General features: G+C 73.7%; 12 protein-coding genes. 8 read left to right on the forward strand and 4 right to left on the reverse strand.

Annotation, left to right across the window (positions count from 1 at the left end; translation table 11 throughout):
- Positions 1 to 221: 221 nt before the first annotated feature.
- Positions 222 to 734: a hypothetical protein gene (locus ACZ63F_RS42670; RefSeq protein ID WP_469719444.1), complete on the forward strand. Its 513-nt coding sequence runs from the start codon at positions 222 to 224 to the stop codon at positions 732 to 734.
- Positions 735 to 833: 99 nt separating this feature from the next.
- On the opposite strand, the gene ACZ63F_RS42675 is transcribed toward ACZ63F_RS42670, so the two are convergent.
- On the reverse strand, positions 834 to 1,496 hold the full coding sequence (locus ACZ63F_RS42675; protein WP_469719446.1) for a TetR/AcrR family transcriptional regulator: 663 nt from the start codon (positions 1,494 to 1,496) through the stop codon (positions 834 to 836).
- Between the two features lie 124 nt (positions 1,497 to 1,620).
- On the opposite strand from ACZ63F_RS42675, the gene ACZ63F_RS42680 reads away from it, so the two are divergent.
- Complete coding sequence (locus ACZ63F_RS42680; RefSeq protein ID WP_469719447.1) at positions 1,621 to 2,832, forward strand: cytochrome P450; 1,212 nt, start codon at positions 1,621 to 1,623, stop codon at positions 2,830 to 2,832.
- Between the two features lie 66 nt (positions 2,833 to 2,898).
- On the opposite strand, the gene ACZ63F_RS42685 is transcribed toward ACZ63F_RS42680, so the two are convergent.
- The 3 genes from ACZ63F_RS42685 to ACZ63F_RS42695 form a co-directional block, all read right to left on the reverse strand.
- Entirely contained in the window at positions 2,899 to 5,844 is a 2,946-nt protein-coding gene (locus ACZ63F_RS42685; protein ID WP_469719449.1) for a hypothetical protein, read from the reverse strand.
- A gap of 2 nt (positions 5,845 to 5,846) precedes the next feature.
- Positions 5,847 to 7,691: an HSP90 family protein gene (locus ACZ63F_RS42690; RefSeq protein WP_469719451.1), complete on the reverse strand. Its 1,845-nt coding sequence runs from the start codon at positions 7,689 to 7,691 to the stop codon at positions 5,847 to 5,849.
- Between the two features lie 151 nt (positions 7,692 to 7,842).
- Positions 7,843 to 8,826 (reverse strand): hypothetical protein, encoded by a 984-nt coding sequence (locus tag ACZ63F_RS42695; RefSeq protein ID WP_469719452.1) that lies wholly within the window; start codon positions 8,824 to 8,826, stop codon positions 7,843 to 7,845.
- Positions 8,827 to 9,224: 398 nt separating this feature from the next.
- On the opposite strand from ACZ63F_RS42695, the gene ACZ63F_RS42700 reads away from it, so the two are divergent.
- The 6 genes from ACZ63F_RS42700 to ACZ63F_RS42725 all read left to right on the forward strand — a co-directional run.
- The gene (locus ACZ63F_RS42700; RefSeq protein WP_469719454.1) at positions 9,225 to 9,614 is read left to right on the forward strand and encodes a hypothetical protein; all 390 of its coding nucleotides are present in this window, start codon (positions 9,225 to 9,227) and stop codon (positions 9,612 to 9,614) included.
- Between the two features lie 135 nt (positions 9,615 to 9,749).
- Positions 9,750 to 10,889, forward strand: a complete 1,140-nt coding sequence (locus ACZ63F_RS42705; RefSeq protein ID WP_469719456.1) for an acyl-CoA dehydrogenase family protein — start codon at positions 9,750 to 9,752, stop codon at positions 10,887 to 10,889.
- Between the two features lie 406 nt (positions 10,890 to 11,295).
- The gene (locus ACZ63F_RS42710; RefSeq protein ID WP_469719458.1) at positions 11,296 to 11,988 is read left to right on the forward strand and encodes a response regulator transcription factor; all 693 of its coding nucleotides are present in this window, start codon (positions 11,296 to 11,298) and stop codon (positions 11,986 to 11,988) included.
- 415 nt (positions 11,989 to 12,403) lie between these two features.
- Complete coding sequence (locus tag ACZ63F_RS42715) at positions 12,404 to 13,186, forward strand: AfsR/SARP family transcriptional regulator (protein WP_352367325.1); 783 nt, start codon at positions 12,404 to 12,406, stop codon at positions 13,184 to 13,186.
- Positions 13,187 to 13,285: 99 nt separating this feature from the next.
- A complete protein-coding gene (locus tag ACZ63F_RS42720) occupies positions 13,286 to 14,761 on the forward strand; it encodes a cation:proton antiporter domain-containing protein (RefSeq protein ID WP_469719460.1) in 1,476 nt (491 codons plus the stop codon).
- A gap of 166 nt (positions 14,762 to 14,927) precedes the next feature.
- On the forward strand, positions 14,928 to 15,381 hold a 454-nt coding region (locus ACZ63F_RS42725), incomplete at its 3' end, for an MBL fold metallo-hydrolase (RefSeq protein WP_469719461.1).

Below are 15,381 nucleotides of genomic sequence, written 5' to 3' on the forward strand. Positions count from 1 at the left end.
ACAAAAAAACGCGGGGGATACTGGGGTGCGGCAGCGAAAAAACAGCCGAGGGAGACAAAGGCCCCCACCGACCCCCACCCCCCCCCCCCCCCCCCCAAACCCCCCCCCCCCCCCCCCCCCCCCCCCCCCCCCCCCCCCCCGCTCCCGCCCCCCCCCCCCCCCCCCCCCCCCCCCCACCGCCGTCCAAGCGCCCGTACCGGGCGGCATCCACCGGAGGGCCCGTGTTCCGTCCGTCAGTCCGCATGTGCCCCGCCCGGCGCGCGCTGCGCGCCGGGCTCGCCGCCTTGGCCGCGGCAGCCGCGACGGCCGCCCTGGGCGGCTGTTCGTCCGGCCCCACCGGACCGGCGGTTTCCCCTCCGCAGTCGCCGGCTCCCGCCTCGTCCGCGTCATCCGCACCGTCCGGATCCGCCGCCCGGTCGGTCGTGCTCGACGAACGGGCCCGCGGAACCACGGTCCGGGTGACCACCGGCACGCTCGTCGTGGTGCGCCTGCACAGCGCCTACTGGTCGACCCCGGCCGGCTCGGACCCGCGGGTGCTCGTCCCCGTCGGCGGCGGAACCACGGCCACCGCGACCTGCCCGCCCGGCCGCGGCTGCGGCATCTCCTCCGCGCGGTTCACCGCCCTGCGCCCCGGCACGGCTCAGGTCACCGCCCGACGCGATGCGTGCGGGGAGGCCATGCGCTGCCCGCCGGGCCAAGGACGCTACGACGTCACCGTGACGGTCACCCGATAGCGCGGGCGGCCGCCGGGCACCCCTTCCGGCGGCGGGCGGCAGCCCGCCCCCACGGGACGCGTTCGCCGGCAGGTCCACCGCGGAGTGCGTGCGCAGGCTTCACCGCTGCCCGGCGGCTCCGGTGACGAGCCGCAGGGCGTCGGCGAGTTGCTCCCGGTGCCGGCGCAGCGCCTCGGGGGTGATGCCTTTCTCGGCCACGGCCACGGCCAGGTCGTCGGTGGCCACCTTGAGCACGGCGCTCATGGTGGCGGCCCGCATGCGGAGGTCGAGCAAGTCGGCCGACCCGCCCGCGCGTTCGCCGAGCACCTCGGTGAACGTCTCCTCCGCGCGCTCCCGGAGCACCAGATAGACGGCTCGCAGCGCGGGCTCCTCGTGAGTCATCCGGATCACGGTGAGAACCGCCTCGGTGTCCTCGTCGGACGACGCGTCGGGCGCGGGTCGGTAGGCGGCGCGCAGGTGCTCGGTCAGGTCGACGTCGGGCGGCCAGGCGTGGAGCACCGCCTGAAAGGCCGCGAGCGACCGGCTGAGCAGCGGCTCCACACAGCTTTCCTTGCTCGGGAAGTAGCGCCACAGGGTGCGTTCCGAGACCCCGGCCGCCCGCGCGATCTGCTCGCCGGAGGTGGCGGCCACCCCGTGCGCGGCGAACAGCCGGACCGCGTGGCGGGAGATGTCCAGGCGCTGCCGCTGCCGTTGCCGGTCGCTGACCGGGGGCCGTCCCCGGCGGGGCGCTATCGGGCCACTGTCCACGGTCACGTGCTCCATCGGGCGATCCAACCACGCCCGGGGGCTGGGGCGACTGGCCGAAAACATTATTGGCAGTGACTGACAATAAAGTGTTACGGTCGAAGTGCCGGAAGATCGCGTTCCGAGGTCCAGGAGGAGGACCATGAACGGTGCCGCCGAGCGTTCCCGACTACCCTTCGCACGGCCGAACGTGCTCGATCTCGCACCCCTCTACGCGGTGCTGCGCCGGGAGGCGCCGATCACGCCGGTCACCACGCCGGCCGGGGATCCGGCCTGGCTGGTCACCCGGTTCGAGGAGGTCCGCGACCTCCTCGGCGACAAGCGGCTCGGCCGCTCCCATCCGGAGCCGGAGCGGGCGTCCCGCATCACGAGCGCCGCGGTGCAGGAGGGTCCCTCGGGCAACTACGCCACCGAGGAGGCCGACCACACCCGGATGCGCCGCCTGCTGACCCCGGCCTTCTCCGCCCGGCGCATGGTGATGCTCTCCGATCACGTACGACACCTGGTGGACGACTGCATCGACCGGCTGCTCGCCGAGCGGGCCGCCGCGCCCGACGGGGTGGTCGACCTGCATGCCGGGCTGGCCTTCCCGGTGCCCGTCGCGGTCATCTGCCGGCTGCTCGGCGTGCCCGAGACCGACCGCGAGCACTTCGCCTCGCTCTCGGAGCGCATGGCCGACTACGCCATCGGCGACGAGGCCGAACGGGCCCGGGACGAGTTCAACGACTACATGATCACGCTCGCCGAGGCCAAACGCGCCCGGCCGGGCGAGGACGTCATCTCCGACCTGGTGCGCGCCCAGAGCGCCGACGCGGACTTCGACTACGCGGAGATGATCCGGCTCTGCGTCGGGCTGCTGTTCGCCGGGCACGAGACCACCGTCAACCGCATCGGCCTCGGCACGCTCTTCCTGCTCACCCGCCCCGACCAGTGGCGGGCGCTGACCGCCGACCCGGCCGGCCGCGTCAACGCCACCGTCGAGGAGATCATGCGCCTGGGCGCGCCCGGTGACCTCGGTCTGCTGCGCTACGCCCACACCGACGTCGACGTCGCCGGGGTCACCATCCGCTCCGGCGACGCCGTGATCCTCTCCATCAACTCGGCCAACCGGGACGCGTCCGTCTACACCGACGCGGAGACGTTCGATGCCGACCGTCCGGAACGCAACCACCTCGGATTCGGCCACGGCCCGCACTTCTGCATCGGGGCGAGCCTGGCCCGCACGGAGCTGCGCATCGTCTTCGCCGCCCTGGCCGAACGGCTGCCCGGTCTGCGGCTCGCCAAGGACGTCGACGACCTCGCCCTGCGCACCACCCTCACCGGCGGGGTCCGCGAGCTGCCCGTGACCTGGTGAGGGCACCGCCCGGACAGGTGGGTGGCCGCGGGCCGGCCGGGACCGGGCCGCGGCCGGCCCGCCGGGTCACCCCTCGTCGCGCAGCCGGGCCGCCAGGGTGGTCAGGGACTCCGTCTCCTCGGCGTGGCCCAGGGCGGTGAGCCGGGAGACCGCCCCGTCGATCCGGGCGAGGGCGGGCACGGAGCGCTCCAGGTAGAGGCCCTCCACGACGGCCGCCAGCCGGACGCACTCGGCCCACTCGCCGACGTGCTCCCTGTCGTGGGACTCGGGTTCGGGTTCGCCGAGCAGGGCGAGGGCCTTCTCCAACGCGGTCAGGGCGGTCTCGTACTCGCGGGCGTAGGCGTTGACCCGGCCGTGTTCGTAGGCGAGGGCGCTGTCCAGGTCACGGCCTCTGGCCCGGTACCCCGCGGCGCGGGCCTCGTCGGCGATCCGGCCCGCGTCGGCGAGCAGGGCGAGGGCGTCGGGCAGGCCCTCGGCTCCCTGGTGCTGGGCCTGGAGACGGGCGAGTTCGCGCAGGCAGCTGCTGAGCTGCTCGTAGCGCGGTTCCCTGGCGTGCGCGGCGAGGGCCTGACCGGCGGCCTCGCGGGCCGGGCCGAACTCGCCGGCCTCGGCGAGGACCACGGCGGTCTCGGCGGCGATCATGGCGTGGCTGCCGGGGTCGTCGTCCCAGCCGGCCGACTCGGCCGCGAGAGCGGCGTACTCGGCCGTGGCGGCCTTGAGGTCCTCGCCCGCGTGCAGCGCACGGGCGCGGGCCAGACGCAGCTGGGCGACGAGCCGGTCGTCCAGTTCGCCGGCGGCGACGTCCGGTTCGGCCAGCACGGAGTCGAGCAGCGCGATGCAGTCCTCGACGCGGCCCAGGTCGAGGCTGAGCTGGGCCGCGTTGCTGTAGGTGCAGAACGCGTCGAACCGGCTGCCGTGGCGCAGTTCCAGCTCCGCGGAGCGGGTCAGGTGCCGAAGTGCCTCGTCGGGACGGTCCAGGCGCATGCAGACCTGGGCCAGATCGGCGTGCAGACGGGCGGTGCCGGCCGCGTCGGACGGCCAGTCGGCGGCCAGTCTGAGGCTTTCGCTCAGGTCCGCGTACGCGGCCCGCGCGTCCTTGAGACCGAACCGGACGCGGCCGCGCAGGCCGAGTGTGCGGGGCAGGTGCCAGGCGGGGCCGTCCGCCTTCAGCCGGTCGAGGAGGGCGTCGAGCTCCGTGATCGCCGCGGGCAGGTCGCCGGAGACGGCGTACGTGCTGGCCCGCAGCAGCAGGGCGCCGGAGACCTGTCCGGTGATGTCGTGCCGGGTGGCGAAGGCGAGCAGCAGGTCCACCTCGGCGAGGACCGGCGCGACGTGCTCCTCGTCCCTCGACGCCTGCAGCCGCATGCCGAGCGCGGTCGCCCGCAGCCGCAGCAGCCGCGCCTCCTGGTAGGGGGCGAGGCCGGTCGCCTCCTCGTGCAGCCGGACGAGGGCCGCGTGGGCGGCGGTCAGCGCGGCGGCCCGCTCCTCGGCCCCGTCTCCGTGCTTCCCGGCAAGGCCGCCCGCGGGCAGCAGCGCGCAGGCACGGGCGAGCGCCGCGTGGCCTGGTGCCCCGGCCTCGTCGTAGAGGCCCGCGGCCTCCTCGTACAGGGCGGCCGCCGCGTCGAACTCCTCCCTCCCGCCCGCCCGGCCCGCCTCGTCCTCCAGCAGGTCCGCGCGCAGCCGTGCCAGCGGTCCCACGGCGGGGTCGTCGGGGTGGGCGTAGCCGGGGGCGGCGACGAGGGTGCGCAGCCGTTCCCAGCAGGCCGCCGCGTCCGGATGTCCCTCCTCGTCCAGCTGCCGTGCCCGGAGGACGAGTTCGGGCAGCGACTCGGGGACGGCGGCGGCCGTACGGGCGGGGGCGGCGGGGGCGGCCACCGGGGCCACGTCGTCGAGGCCGCGGGTGCGCAGGGTCAGTTCGAGCGCGTCGAGGAGGGGGGCGCGGTCGAGGCGGGCCCGGCGCCGGTCGGCGTGGGCCGTGGTGCCGTTGCGGGCGTCGAAGCGGGCGGCGAGGTCGTCGGCGCGGCCGCGCACCTCGGCGCGCAGGCCGGCCACCGTCCAGGTACGGCCCGCGTATCCGGCGGCGGGCAGCCCGCCGTGGCCGAGGGCCTCGACGCGCTGGAGGAGGACCTCGACGCCGGTGAGGAAGCCGAGCAGGTCAAGCGGCGAGTCGACCTCGTCGAACAGGTTCCGGTTCTCCGCGAGGAGTTCCAGGCCGCGCGCCTCGTTGCCGGTGAGCGCGCAGAACTCCAGGTGCCGGCCGACCTCGCCGGACATCGAGGGGTTGCGGCGGCAGGCGCGGTAGCCGCTCAGGTGCAGGGCGCGGGCCCGGTCGGCCGCGCCGGTGCGCAGCAGGGGAAGCAGCGCGTACGAGACGGAGCGGGCGGGCTCCTCCTGGCAGGACTCCTTCCCGTCCAGGACGGGCTGCCAGGTGCGCAGCGCCCGCTCGTCGTCGTCCGCGTCGAGGTGGTACAGGGCGCGCTCGCAGATCTCGCAGGCCTCGCAGTCGCTGAGCCGGGTACGGGTGCGCCCCGCCCACAGTTCGTAGGCGAGGTGGGTGTCCTCGCCGACGTGGGCGGCGAGCCGGTAGGCCTGTGCGTAGCAGGGCTGGAGCTCGAGGCCGGCCTTCTCGTAGCGGTCGCGCATCTCGGTCAGCCACTGGCGCAGACTCGCCAGGGGGATCTCGGGCAGCGCGATCAGGGCGTTGGCCACCCACTTGAACCGCCAGAACAGCGTGTGCCGCAGCCGCTCGTCGAAGACGTCGGGCTGTTCGTCGAAGAGGGTGAGCAGCCGGGCGAAGACGACGGGCGACTTCCGCGGTTCGGAGCCGTAGGTGTAGGCCTCCTGCAGTTCGAGGAGCGCGTGGACGAGCGGGCGGGGTTCCGCGAACTGCTCGGCGGCCTCGGCCAGTTCCTCGGCGGTGACGGTGCGGGTGCGGCCGTAGGGGCGTCGGTCGTTCTCCTGCAGCGCCTGGTACAGCTCGTCCGTGTTCTGGGGATGGGGTGCGGTGGGCATCGTCAGCTGTCCTTGCGGAGGGCGTGGGCGAGGAGGTCGAGGAAGGAGCGGTTGATGAGGCTCGACTCGGCGGGCCTGAGCGGGCGCCGGGACAGCATCGCGGCCTGCCCGTAGAGGGCTTCGGCGCTGGTGCGGGCCAGTTCGGGCTCGTCGATGGTGACCGCGGTGCGGACCAGCGGGTTGAGCTGGTTGAGGATCAGCTGGGCGCGCGGGGCCTCCTGGCGCAGGTGGCCGAGGATGTCGCCCCACACGCCGCCCTGCTGTTCGCGGGCGAGCTGGGAGCGGGTGCGCTCGTGCCGGGCCTCGCGGCTGTCGAGGAGGAGGGCGGGTGCGGAGGCGGGCTGGAAGGTGCGCAGGGCGACGTCGCAGTCGAAGACGGCGAGGGCGTCGCGGGCCTGCGCGAGGTAGGCCGCGGCGGCGAGCTCGGTCTCCCGGTCGACGGGGTCCAGGTGGGCGGTGAGGGTGCCCGGATCGAGGTCGGCGACGGCGACCTCGGGCCTGATCTCCGGCAGCCGGTGGACGAGTTCGCGGTCGTAGGTGTAGCCGCCGTTGACGACGCCGAGCCCGGCGGCCCCGGCGATCGCCGCGACCTGCCGGAACTCCTCGACGCTCGAGGTGACCAGCACGGTGCGGTGGGTGCGCGCGAACTCGTCGAGGGTGGCGTGTCCGTCGGTGGTCTCGAACGGCAGCCACGGCAGCAGCATCCGCAGGATCTCGTCGTCGTGCACGGCCAGCGACTTGACGGCCAGATGGTGGGTCTGCAGGAAACGGCCGAGGAGTTCGGGGTCGCTCGCGGCGGTCCGGGAGATCCAGGCGCGCAGCCGTTCGGCGAGGGCGTCCCGGACCGCGGCGAGGGTGTCGTCCTCGTACAGGGACTCGCGGGACGCGGTCGGGCGCAGGCTCTCGGCGTCGAGGACGCAGCGGACGAAGAACGCCCACTCGGGCAGGATCTCCTCGGCCTGCTCGGACAGCAGCATGCCCTTGACGTGCACGCGGTGGCCGTGGCGGCGCCCGGCCGGCACCGCCTCGGGGAGCACGCACGCGATGCCCTTCAGACCCACGGCCGGCAGGTCCAGGTCGATGGTGTCCAGCGGCGTGAAGCCGAAGACCTCCTCGCCGTAGGCGGCCAGCGCCCGGGAGCGTGCGCCCGGTGTGGGATAGCCGCGCGCCCAGGGTGCGGGCTCGGGGTTGACAGGTGCGGCAGGCCCGCCGGCGCCGTCGTCGAAGGTCACGGGGTGGCGCAGCAGGGAGCCGAAGTGCCGGGCGAGCGCCTGGACCTCGACCGGCCTGGTCCACTCCCCCGCGTCCGCGCGGGGCGTGAGGGTGACGGTGGTGCCGGGCCGGGGGCGGGCGGCGGCGGGCAGGGACCGGACGGTGTAGCTGCCGTCGCCGCGGCCCCGCCACTCCACGGCGGGGGCGTCGGGCGTGCGGGCGGACCGGCTGACCACGTGGATCTCGTCGGCGACCAGGAAGCAGGAGAGCAGGCCGATGCCGAACTGGCCGATGAAGTCGGCACGTTGCTCGGCCACTTGCTCGGCACGCTTGCTGCTGCGGCCGATGGTGGCGAGGAAGGTGTGCACGTCGGCCTCGGTGAGGCCGACGCCGTCGTCCTCCACCCGGACCACCGAACCGTCGGCGTACAGGCGGATGCCGAACGCGCCGGCAGGTGCGCCGGGTTCGAGGCCGTGCCGGGCGGTCAGCGCGTCCACCGCGTTCTGCAGGAGTTCGCGCAGGTAGACGCGGGGGCTGGAGTAGAGGTGGTGGGAGAGGAGGTCGACGAGGCCGCGCAGGTCCACCTGGAAGGTGCGGTCGGCGGCCGGGCTCGCGGAAGTGTGGGGCAGAGTCATCACGGAGTCCGGGGTGGGGTGTTCGAAGGGGCACGGACGAAGGGTGCGCCGGGCGGCGCGGGCGGCGCCGGTGCCGGTGCCGGCGGCAGGTTCAGGCGCGGCGCCGGTGCCGGCGGCAGGTTCAGGCGCGGCGCCGGTGTCGGCGGCCGGTTCAGGCGCGGCGCCGGAAGCGGGCGTACGTCTTCTCCGGCTGCGCCATGTAGGCCCAGGGCCACCGGGTCCAGGCGCCGTCCAGCTCGTGGTAGACGCGCGGGGCCACGACGCTCTCGGCCGACAGCGACAGGGCCATCGCGAAGATGTTGAAGTCCTCCTGCCAGCCCGGGCGGCGCCGGTAGCCGGGGTGGAGGATGCTGCGCCTGGCCGCGTCCCTCAACTCGCTCTGGATCTCGGGGGTGTCGAGGCAGTTCTTGTCGTCCGACTCGACCCAGTCCTCGATATGGGCCATGGCGACGACGCATCCGAGTCGGTGGCCGTCGGGAGCGTCGGCGGCCGCGGCGCGAGCGAACTCCAGGGCCTGGCCCGGCTCCCCGTGCCACCGGGGCTGGAGGTGGGACACCCACTCGATGTGGGTCGCCAAATCCAGCGGGTCGCGGCGCAGGGCGGCGTCGAGCCGGGCCTCGTTGACGGCGGTGCCGACCGACATGCCACGGCCCGAGGTGAGCAGGCGCCGCCACGGCGTGATCCACTCCGGCCGCAGTTCGGCGGCTTCGAGCAGGTGCTCCTCGGCGATCTGCAACCGCTCGTGGAAGACGCGCCACTGCTCCCGCGAGACGTCCGTGGCACGCGCGGAGGTGCGCGCCTCCCAGCCCCAGCTGATGTGCCGCGCCCCGGATATCAGCAGGGCGGTCGCCCGGTGCTCCTCGTCCTCCTCGACGGGCCGGCCGATCCAGTCCTGCAGACCGTCCACGTCGGACAGTTCGCCGAGCACCTGGTGGTCGCGGCCGAGATCGAAGTGGGCCAGGGCCATCCTGACCGCGTCCCAGTCACCCGACTCCGCGGCGACCAGCAGCGCCATGACCCGGGTGTCCCCCAGGGACTGCAGCTTGTACACCCCGTTCTGCCTGCGCGGCACGGGAAGGGCATGCGGATCCGCCGCCGGTCTCTCCCCGCCTCTGCCGAACAGCTTGCCGAACATGCCGCGCCCTCCCCAAGATCCGCGTGATCACCGGGTGCAGCATAAGGGCCGCCACCGACAGCACTTCCACAGAGTTTCCACGGGTGGTGCACGGCGGACGGACGGTTCGGCGCCGGCGGACGCCGGGAGCACCCGCCGCCGCGGCCTCCGGCGCCCGGACAGGAGTCCTTTCGACAGTTCCCGGGAGCGGGTCCGGGAACGAGACGTCGGCACGCCGCGGGGCGGTGTCGACCGCGGATCCAGCCGCCCTCCAGCATCCGGGACGAGTATCTGAGGCTGCCGGGGGTGGCCCGGGAATCGGACGCGGTGCCGCGGAGGTGCATGGCGATGGACGTGACGGCGCTCAAGGTGTTCTTCGGACCGGTACCGACCGGCACCGTCGAACCGGCGGTGCGCGCATGACACGGAGTGGGCCGGGCGCCGCGGGTACGGTGGACGGGCCGGGCGGGGCGGGCCGGCAGCCGTCCTGGGAACGCCACCGTGCCGGCGAGAAGCGTCTTCGTGCCGACGCGGCTACCGGGGACCGCTCCCCTCGGCTCCAGCCCCGTGCGGTGCCCGCCCGGCATCAGGTTCACGGGATCGGGCCGGGTGGTGCCGGGGCCGAGGTCCCCCTCCCGGGCGAGCGCCGGCGGGGTGACCACGGCGGCGACGAGCTCCTCCCGGACCAGGGGCTGGAACGAGCTCAGGCCCCCCTCGGGCTGGACCTGGGCGAGCACACCCTGGCCAACCTCCTGGGAAGCATCTTCGACCTCACCCACCGTCAACTGTCCGGCCTCGGGCCCGGGTGAGCGGGCGGCGGACTCCACGCGACCCGTCCGGGCCCACTGCCGCCGACCCGCTCCAAGGGTTCCCCAGGCGTCCTCCAGCGCGTCCGGCGAGGTTGGGGTGGTACGCCGACGCCCAGTGACAAGGAGGCACCACCCATGTCCGGCTTCGTACTCGCCCCCACCGACACGGCCGACGAGGTCCGGGGGGCCGCCGAACTCGCCGGCCGGTACGCCGGGTTCGCGGACCGCGCGCGTCGGCTGCCCGGCGAGGTCGTGGCCGCGCTGGTCGCGGCCGGCTTCTCCCGGCACTTCGTGCCGGTCCGCTGGGGCGGACGGGCGGGCGGCTTCGGCGAACTCCTGGACGCGGTCTCCACGGTGGGCGAGGGCTGTACCTCCGCCGCCTGGATCGCCGCGGTGATCGCCGGCGCCGCCCGGTTGGGCGTGTACCTCCCGGAGGAAGGGCAGCGCGAGCTGTGGTCCACCGGCGCCGAGACCGTGATCGCGGGGGCGCTCAACCCGGGCGGACGTGCCACCCCCGAGGCGGGTGGCTGGCGGCTCAGCGGGGAGTGGCCGCTGGTCAGCGGTGTCGACTTCGCCGACTGGGCACTGGTGTGCGCGCTGGTGCCCCGGGGAGAGCGGACGCTGGCCAGGTTCTTCGCCGTACCGTGCCGGGACTACCGGGTCGTGGACACGTGGTTCAACGTCGGCCTGCGGGCCACGGGCAGCAACACCCTGGTCGTGGACGGGGCGTTCGTCCCCGGGCACCGATCCGTCGCGCGCGGCGCCGTCCGGCAGGGCCGGGCCGTCGGCTCCGACGCCCCGTGCCACACCGCCAGGCTGCGCACGGTCAGCGGCACGTTGTTCGCCGCGCCCGCGCTCGGAGCGGCGCGTGCGGCCGTACGGGCCTGGGCGGCGCGGTCGGCCGGTCAGGCCGTCGGGGGGCCGCTCGCGCCCGGGGGCGGCCCGTCGGCGCGGAGCGTGCTGGCGCGGGCCGAGGGTGAGATCGAGAGCGCGGCGCTGCTGCTGCGCCGCGTGGCGCTGGCCGGCGACGGCGGGCCCGGCGGTGTGGGCGAACCGGCCCGTGCGCGGCGGGACTGCGCGCTGGCCGCGGACCACTTGGTCGACGCGGTGGAACGGCTGTTCCGCTCGGCCGGCTGCGGCGCGCAGGCGCAGGACGACCCGCTCCAGCGCATCTGGCGTGACGTGCACTGCGTGGCGAGTCACACCGCTCTGCGCTTCGACACCGCGGTTGGCGCGCAGGGCGACGGACTGGACGGACTGCCGGGGCGCCGGTGATCCGTCCACCGGACCCGCCGCGGACTGGCCGTCACCGGTCCGCGGGCCGCAGGACGGGCCGGTCGCGCTGTTCTGTCACGGGATCCCTGTCACAGGATCTCTGTTTCGGGATCTCTGTCACGGGATCTCTGTCACGGGCTCCGGTATCCGTTCGTGACGCTCGTCGGCTGACCGAGCCACTCCGCGGACCGCCAGTTGTCCCGCTCGCGCCTGCAAGCTTCCTTAATTGCCACTGCAGTAGACTTGGGAACCCGGATTACGGGGATCCAGGGGGAGACGTGAAAATCAGTGGCATGACGGGCAATCGCCCCACGAGGTGGAATTCACCTTTCCGTTTCTCCGGGCGTCCGGACCGGCGCGGATTTCGCGCACTCACCGGTTCACCTGGGACGTCTTCGGAGGTTAGGTGACTCCGGAACCTCTGCGCATAGTCGTCGTCGACGACCATCGCCTGCCACGCGAAGCTCTCTGTCATGTCCTGGACTCCCAGCCCGATCTGGAGGCGCACGGCGTCGACTCCGGCCCGTCCGCGGTGCGGGCGGTCGCCGAGCGCCGGCCGGACGTCGTACTGCTGGACATCGGGACGCCCGGCCGGGACCCGACGTCGACGGTGAGCGAACTGCTGGGCTGCGGCCACCCGGTGGGCATCGTCGTGCTGCACACGCAGAGCGACCTGTCACTGATGCAACGGCTGCTGGGCCTGGGTGTGCGCGCCTACCTGCACAAGAGCGTCAGTCAGAGCCTGCTGCTGTCGACCGTGCGGGACATCGCGGGCAGCAGGCAGCAGACGGTCACCATCACCGTGCCCTCGGGCGCCGCGCGGCCGGCGGCCGCGGTGCCGCAGCCGACCGCGGAACCGGGCCGGGACGCGCCCTCCTCCGACGTCCTGTCGACGCGGGAGCTGGCGGTGCTGACCCTGGTGGCCGAGGCGCTGACCAACCGTCAGGTCGCCGCCAGAATGGACATCACCGAGGCCACGGTCAAGCGCCACCTGCGCAACATCTTCACCAAGCTGGGCGCGACCTCGCGCATCGACGCGGTCAACAAGGCGATCAACGCCCTGGTCATCCAGCCCCCGGCGGCGCGGCGCGGTCAGTGAGCCGCCGCAGCCGCCCGAACGCTGCCTCCAAAGAGACACGTTCCCCCGCCGACGGCGGATCGGGAGTACCCCATACGCCAACTCTCGGCACAATGCAGACATTTCATCCCAGGTAACCACTTGGGCCGACTTTCCCGGCATGCGGCCAGGCAGGTAATGTGAAATTCACAATTGGCGCATCTGATTTTACCTGCCCGTGGCGGAGTTCCGCGACCGCGGTATCCAAAGGAGCATTCACCCTGCTCCTTTCGGTGTTCCCGGGGCTCAAGCAGGGCTCGAGGCGGCCTTGGGAGATTGTGGTGCGCCGCCCGCCAAAAGGGCATTGTGGTCCCCGCGGGCTCGGCAGGCAAGTTGTTGAAAGTGAATCGATTCCGCATCGAGGTGAACGAGAAAACTGTGAACGGGGGAAAAGATCGTGATCTCATTCCACGTGCTCGGTCAATTGGAGGTCGCCGCCGGTGCGCGCGACCTGGCACCGACCGCGCCGCGGGTGAAGGCGGTGCTGGCGCTGCTGGCACTCAACGCGAACCGGGTGGTCAGCACCGACACGCTGTTCGCCGAACTGTGGGACGACCGGCCGCCGCGCAGCGCGGCCACCACCCTGCAGACCTACGTCTACCAACTGCGCCGGATCCTGGACTCCGTGCCGCGGGGTGAGCGGCGCTGCGAGATCGTCACCAAGGCGCCGGGCTACGAACTGCGCACCGGGCGGACCGACGCCGAGCGCTTCCTCGCCCTGGCGGAACAGGGGCGCTGCCTGTGGCGCCAGGGCCACGTCACGGAGGCCGCCGAACGGCTGCGGCAGGCGCTCGGTCTGTGGCGCGGCGAGGCGCTGGCCGACATCAACCTCGGGCCGGAGCTGACCATGCACAAAGCCCACCTGTGCGAACTGCGGCTGCGCGTGCTGGAACTGCGCATCCAGGCGGACGCACGGCTCGGCCGGCACCAGGAGCTGATCCCCGAACTCCGGTCGCTGGTCGCCGAGCACCGGCTCAACGAGCGGCTGCACGCCCAGCTGATCGACTCGCTGCGCGCCGCGGGCTACCGCGCCGAAGCGCTGCAGGCGTACCAGGATCTGCGCAAGGTGCTCAGGACCGAGCTGGGCCTGGAGCCGACGCCGGAGGTGCAGCGGCTGCAGGCCGAGGTGCTCAACGGTGCGCACGGCGGCTCGGTGACCGCCCTGCTCCGTACCGGCTGACCTGCCGTCACCCACCCGACAGATCCGGGACGGAGCGACCGCTCCGTCCCGGACCATCGTCCTGCGAGGAGAACCCTGGCAATGGCGCACGATCCATCCATGTCCGGCGCGGGAGAACCGCAGGGCGGCCCGCCCCGCTCCCGCGGCACGGCACGTGCCGTGGTCGGCTACGGACTGCTGGTCCTGCTGCCGGTGGCACTGGCACTTCTGATGCTGAGACACGGCGTCGGTCACCCGGTGCAGGAGACCGCGGGAGCGCCGAAGCCGGCCGAGCCCGCCGACCTGGCCGGCCAGGTGCTGACGGCCGGAGCCGTCGTGGTCGCGGCGGCAGGTCTGCTGGGCCTGGCGGCCCGCGCGGCCGGCCAGTCGCCGGTGGTCGGCGAGATCCTGGCCGGCCTGCTGCTCGGCCCTTCGGTGTTCGGGGCGCTGGCCCCCGGCGTCTCCAAGGAGGTGTTCCCCGCGGCGGTGACGCCGGTCATGAACACCCTGGCCCAGGTCGGCGTCGTCTTCTTCATGTTCCTGATCGGGCTGGAGATGCCACTGACCATGCTGCGCAGGCTCGGCGGCAAGGTGCTCTCCGCCGGGCACGCGGCGCTCGCGGTGCCGTTCCTGCTCGGCATGTTCATCGCCCTGCGGCTGCGCGGCGACTACCAGCCCGACGGTGTGCGCACCGCGCCGTTCCTGCTCTTCGTGGCGCTGTCGGTGTCGGTCACCGCGTTCCCGGTGCTGGCCCGGATCCTGTCCGACCGCGAGCTGATCGGCACCCGGCTGGGCGCGATGGGCCTCGCGATGGCCGGTGTCGGCGACGTCACCGCCTGGTGCGCGCTGGGCGTGGTGGTCGCCGAGGTGCGCAACAACTCGCCGCTGGGCGTCCTGGTCGCCGTGGCCGAGGTGATGACCTTCACCGCGGTGCTGTGGTTCGCGGTGCGTCCGGCGCTGGCGCAGGTGCTGCGGGTGCTGGAGAGACGGCGCGGCGGGGTGCTGCCGATCGGCATGCTGATCACCTTCTTCGTGCTGATCTGCGCGGTGACCACCAATGCGCTCGGTGTGCACGCGATCTTCGGCGCCTTCCTGGCGGGCGTGGTGATGCCGCGGTCCTCCCGGACGGTGATGGACTTCGCCCACCGGACCGAGGGCCTGGCGCTGTGGCTGCTGCTGCCGTTCTTCTTCGCCGCGGTGGGCCTGCAGACCCGGCTGCAGTCGGTCTTCTCGCTGTCCGCGCTCGGCGTGCTGGCGCTCGTGCTGCTGGTGGCGGTGACCGGCAAGATCGGCGGGACCTTCGCGGCGGCCCGGCTGGCCGGTGAGGGCAACCGGGAGTCGCTGGGGCTCGGCGTGATGATGAACTGCCGGGGCCTGACGGAGCTGGTGGTGCTCAACGTCGGCCTGTCCCTCGGAGTGATCGACTCCCGGCTGTTCGCGGTGCTCGTGGTGATGACCCTCGTGACCACCGTGGCGACCGATCCGCTGCTCCGCCTGCTGCGGCTCGACCGGCTCCCGGCGTCCCCCGGAGGCGGCCGCTCCCCCGCCGAAGTGCCCGCCCAGGCCCAGGAGACGGCCGCTGCCCGTCAGCCGTGAGAACCGGGGCCGGATCTTCCGGCACGGCGCCCGCGCCGACGAGGTGGACCGGGGCTGCCCCGGCGCCCGCGCCGACGAGGTGGACCGGGGCTGCCCCGGTGCCGTCCCGCCCGGTGGCCGGGGCCGCTTCGAGCGGCCGTCGAGCGCCCCGGACGACAGTGGCCGTATGGCAGCTTTCACCGGTGCACCGAGACTCGAAGAGATCGCCGAAGGGGTCCACGCCTTCCTGCAGCCCGACGGCGGATGGTGCCTCAACAACGCGGGGCTGGTGGTCGACGCCGGCACCGCGCTGCTGATCGACACCGCCGCCACCGAGGCCCGGGCCGGGCGGCTGCGCGAGCTGGTCGCGGACACCGCGCCGCGGCTCCCCCGGCTCCTGGTCAACACCCACGCACACGGCGACCACACCTTCGGCAACCACCTGTTCCCCGAAGCGGTGGTGGTGACGGCCGAGCGGACGCGGCAGGAGGCGGTCCGCACCGGACTGCATCTGACCACCCTGTGGCCCGACGTGGACTGGGGGGGGGGGGGAACCACCCCCCCGCAACCCGGCGTCCCCCCCCCGCCCGGCGGGGGTCAAAGGGGGGTTTGGGCGGCAGGAGAAGGCGTTCTGCCAAATG

The organism is Streptomyces sp. NPDC104761, from assembly GCF_055583445.1.

Bases quoted from the DNA above. Each gene is read 5' to 3' on its own strand.
- ACZ63F_RS42685 (WP_469719449.1), bottom strand. From the start codon at position 5,844: ATGCCCACCGCACCCCATCCCCAGAACACGGACGAGCTGTACCAGGCG.
- ACZ63F_RS42680 (WP_469719447.1), top strand. From the start codon at position 1,621: ATGAACGGTGCCGCCGAGCGTTCCCGACTACCCTTCGCACGGCCGAAC.
- ACZ63F_RS42705 (WP_469719456.1), top strand. From the start codon at position 9,750: ATGTCCGGCTTCGTACTCGCCCCCACCGACACGGCCGACGAGGTCCGG.
- ACZ63F_RS42700 (WP_469719454.1), top strand. From the start codon at position 9,225: ATGACACGGAGTGGGCCGGGCGCCGCGGGTACGGTGGACGGGCCGGGC.
- ACZ63F_RS42675 (WP_469719446.1), bottom strand. From the start codon at position 1,496: ATGGAGCACGTGACCGTGGACAGTGGCCCGATAGCGCCCCGCCGGGGA.
- ACZ63F_RS42690 (WP_469719451.1), bottom strand. From the start codon at position 7,691: ATGACTCTGCCCCACACTTCCGCGAGCCCGGCCGCCGACCGCACCTTC.
- ACZ63F_RS42720 (WP_469719460.1), top strand. From the start codon at position 13,286: ATGTCCGGCGCGGGAGAACCGCAGGGCGGCCCGCCCCGCTCCCGCGGC.
- ACZ63F_RS42695 (WP_469719452.1), bottom strand. From the start codon at position 8,826: ATGTTCGGCAAGCTGTTCGGCAGAGGCGGGGAGAGACCGGCGGCGGAT.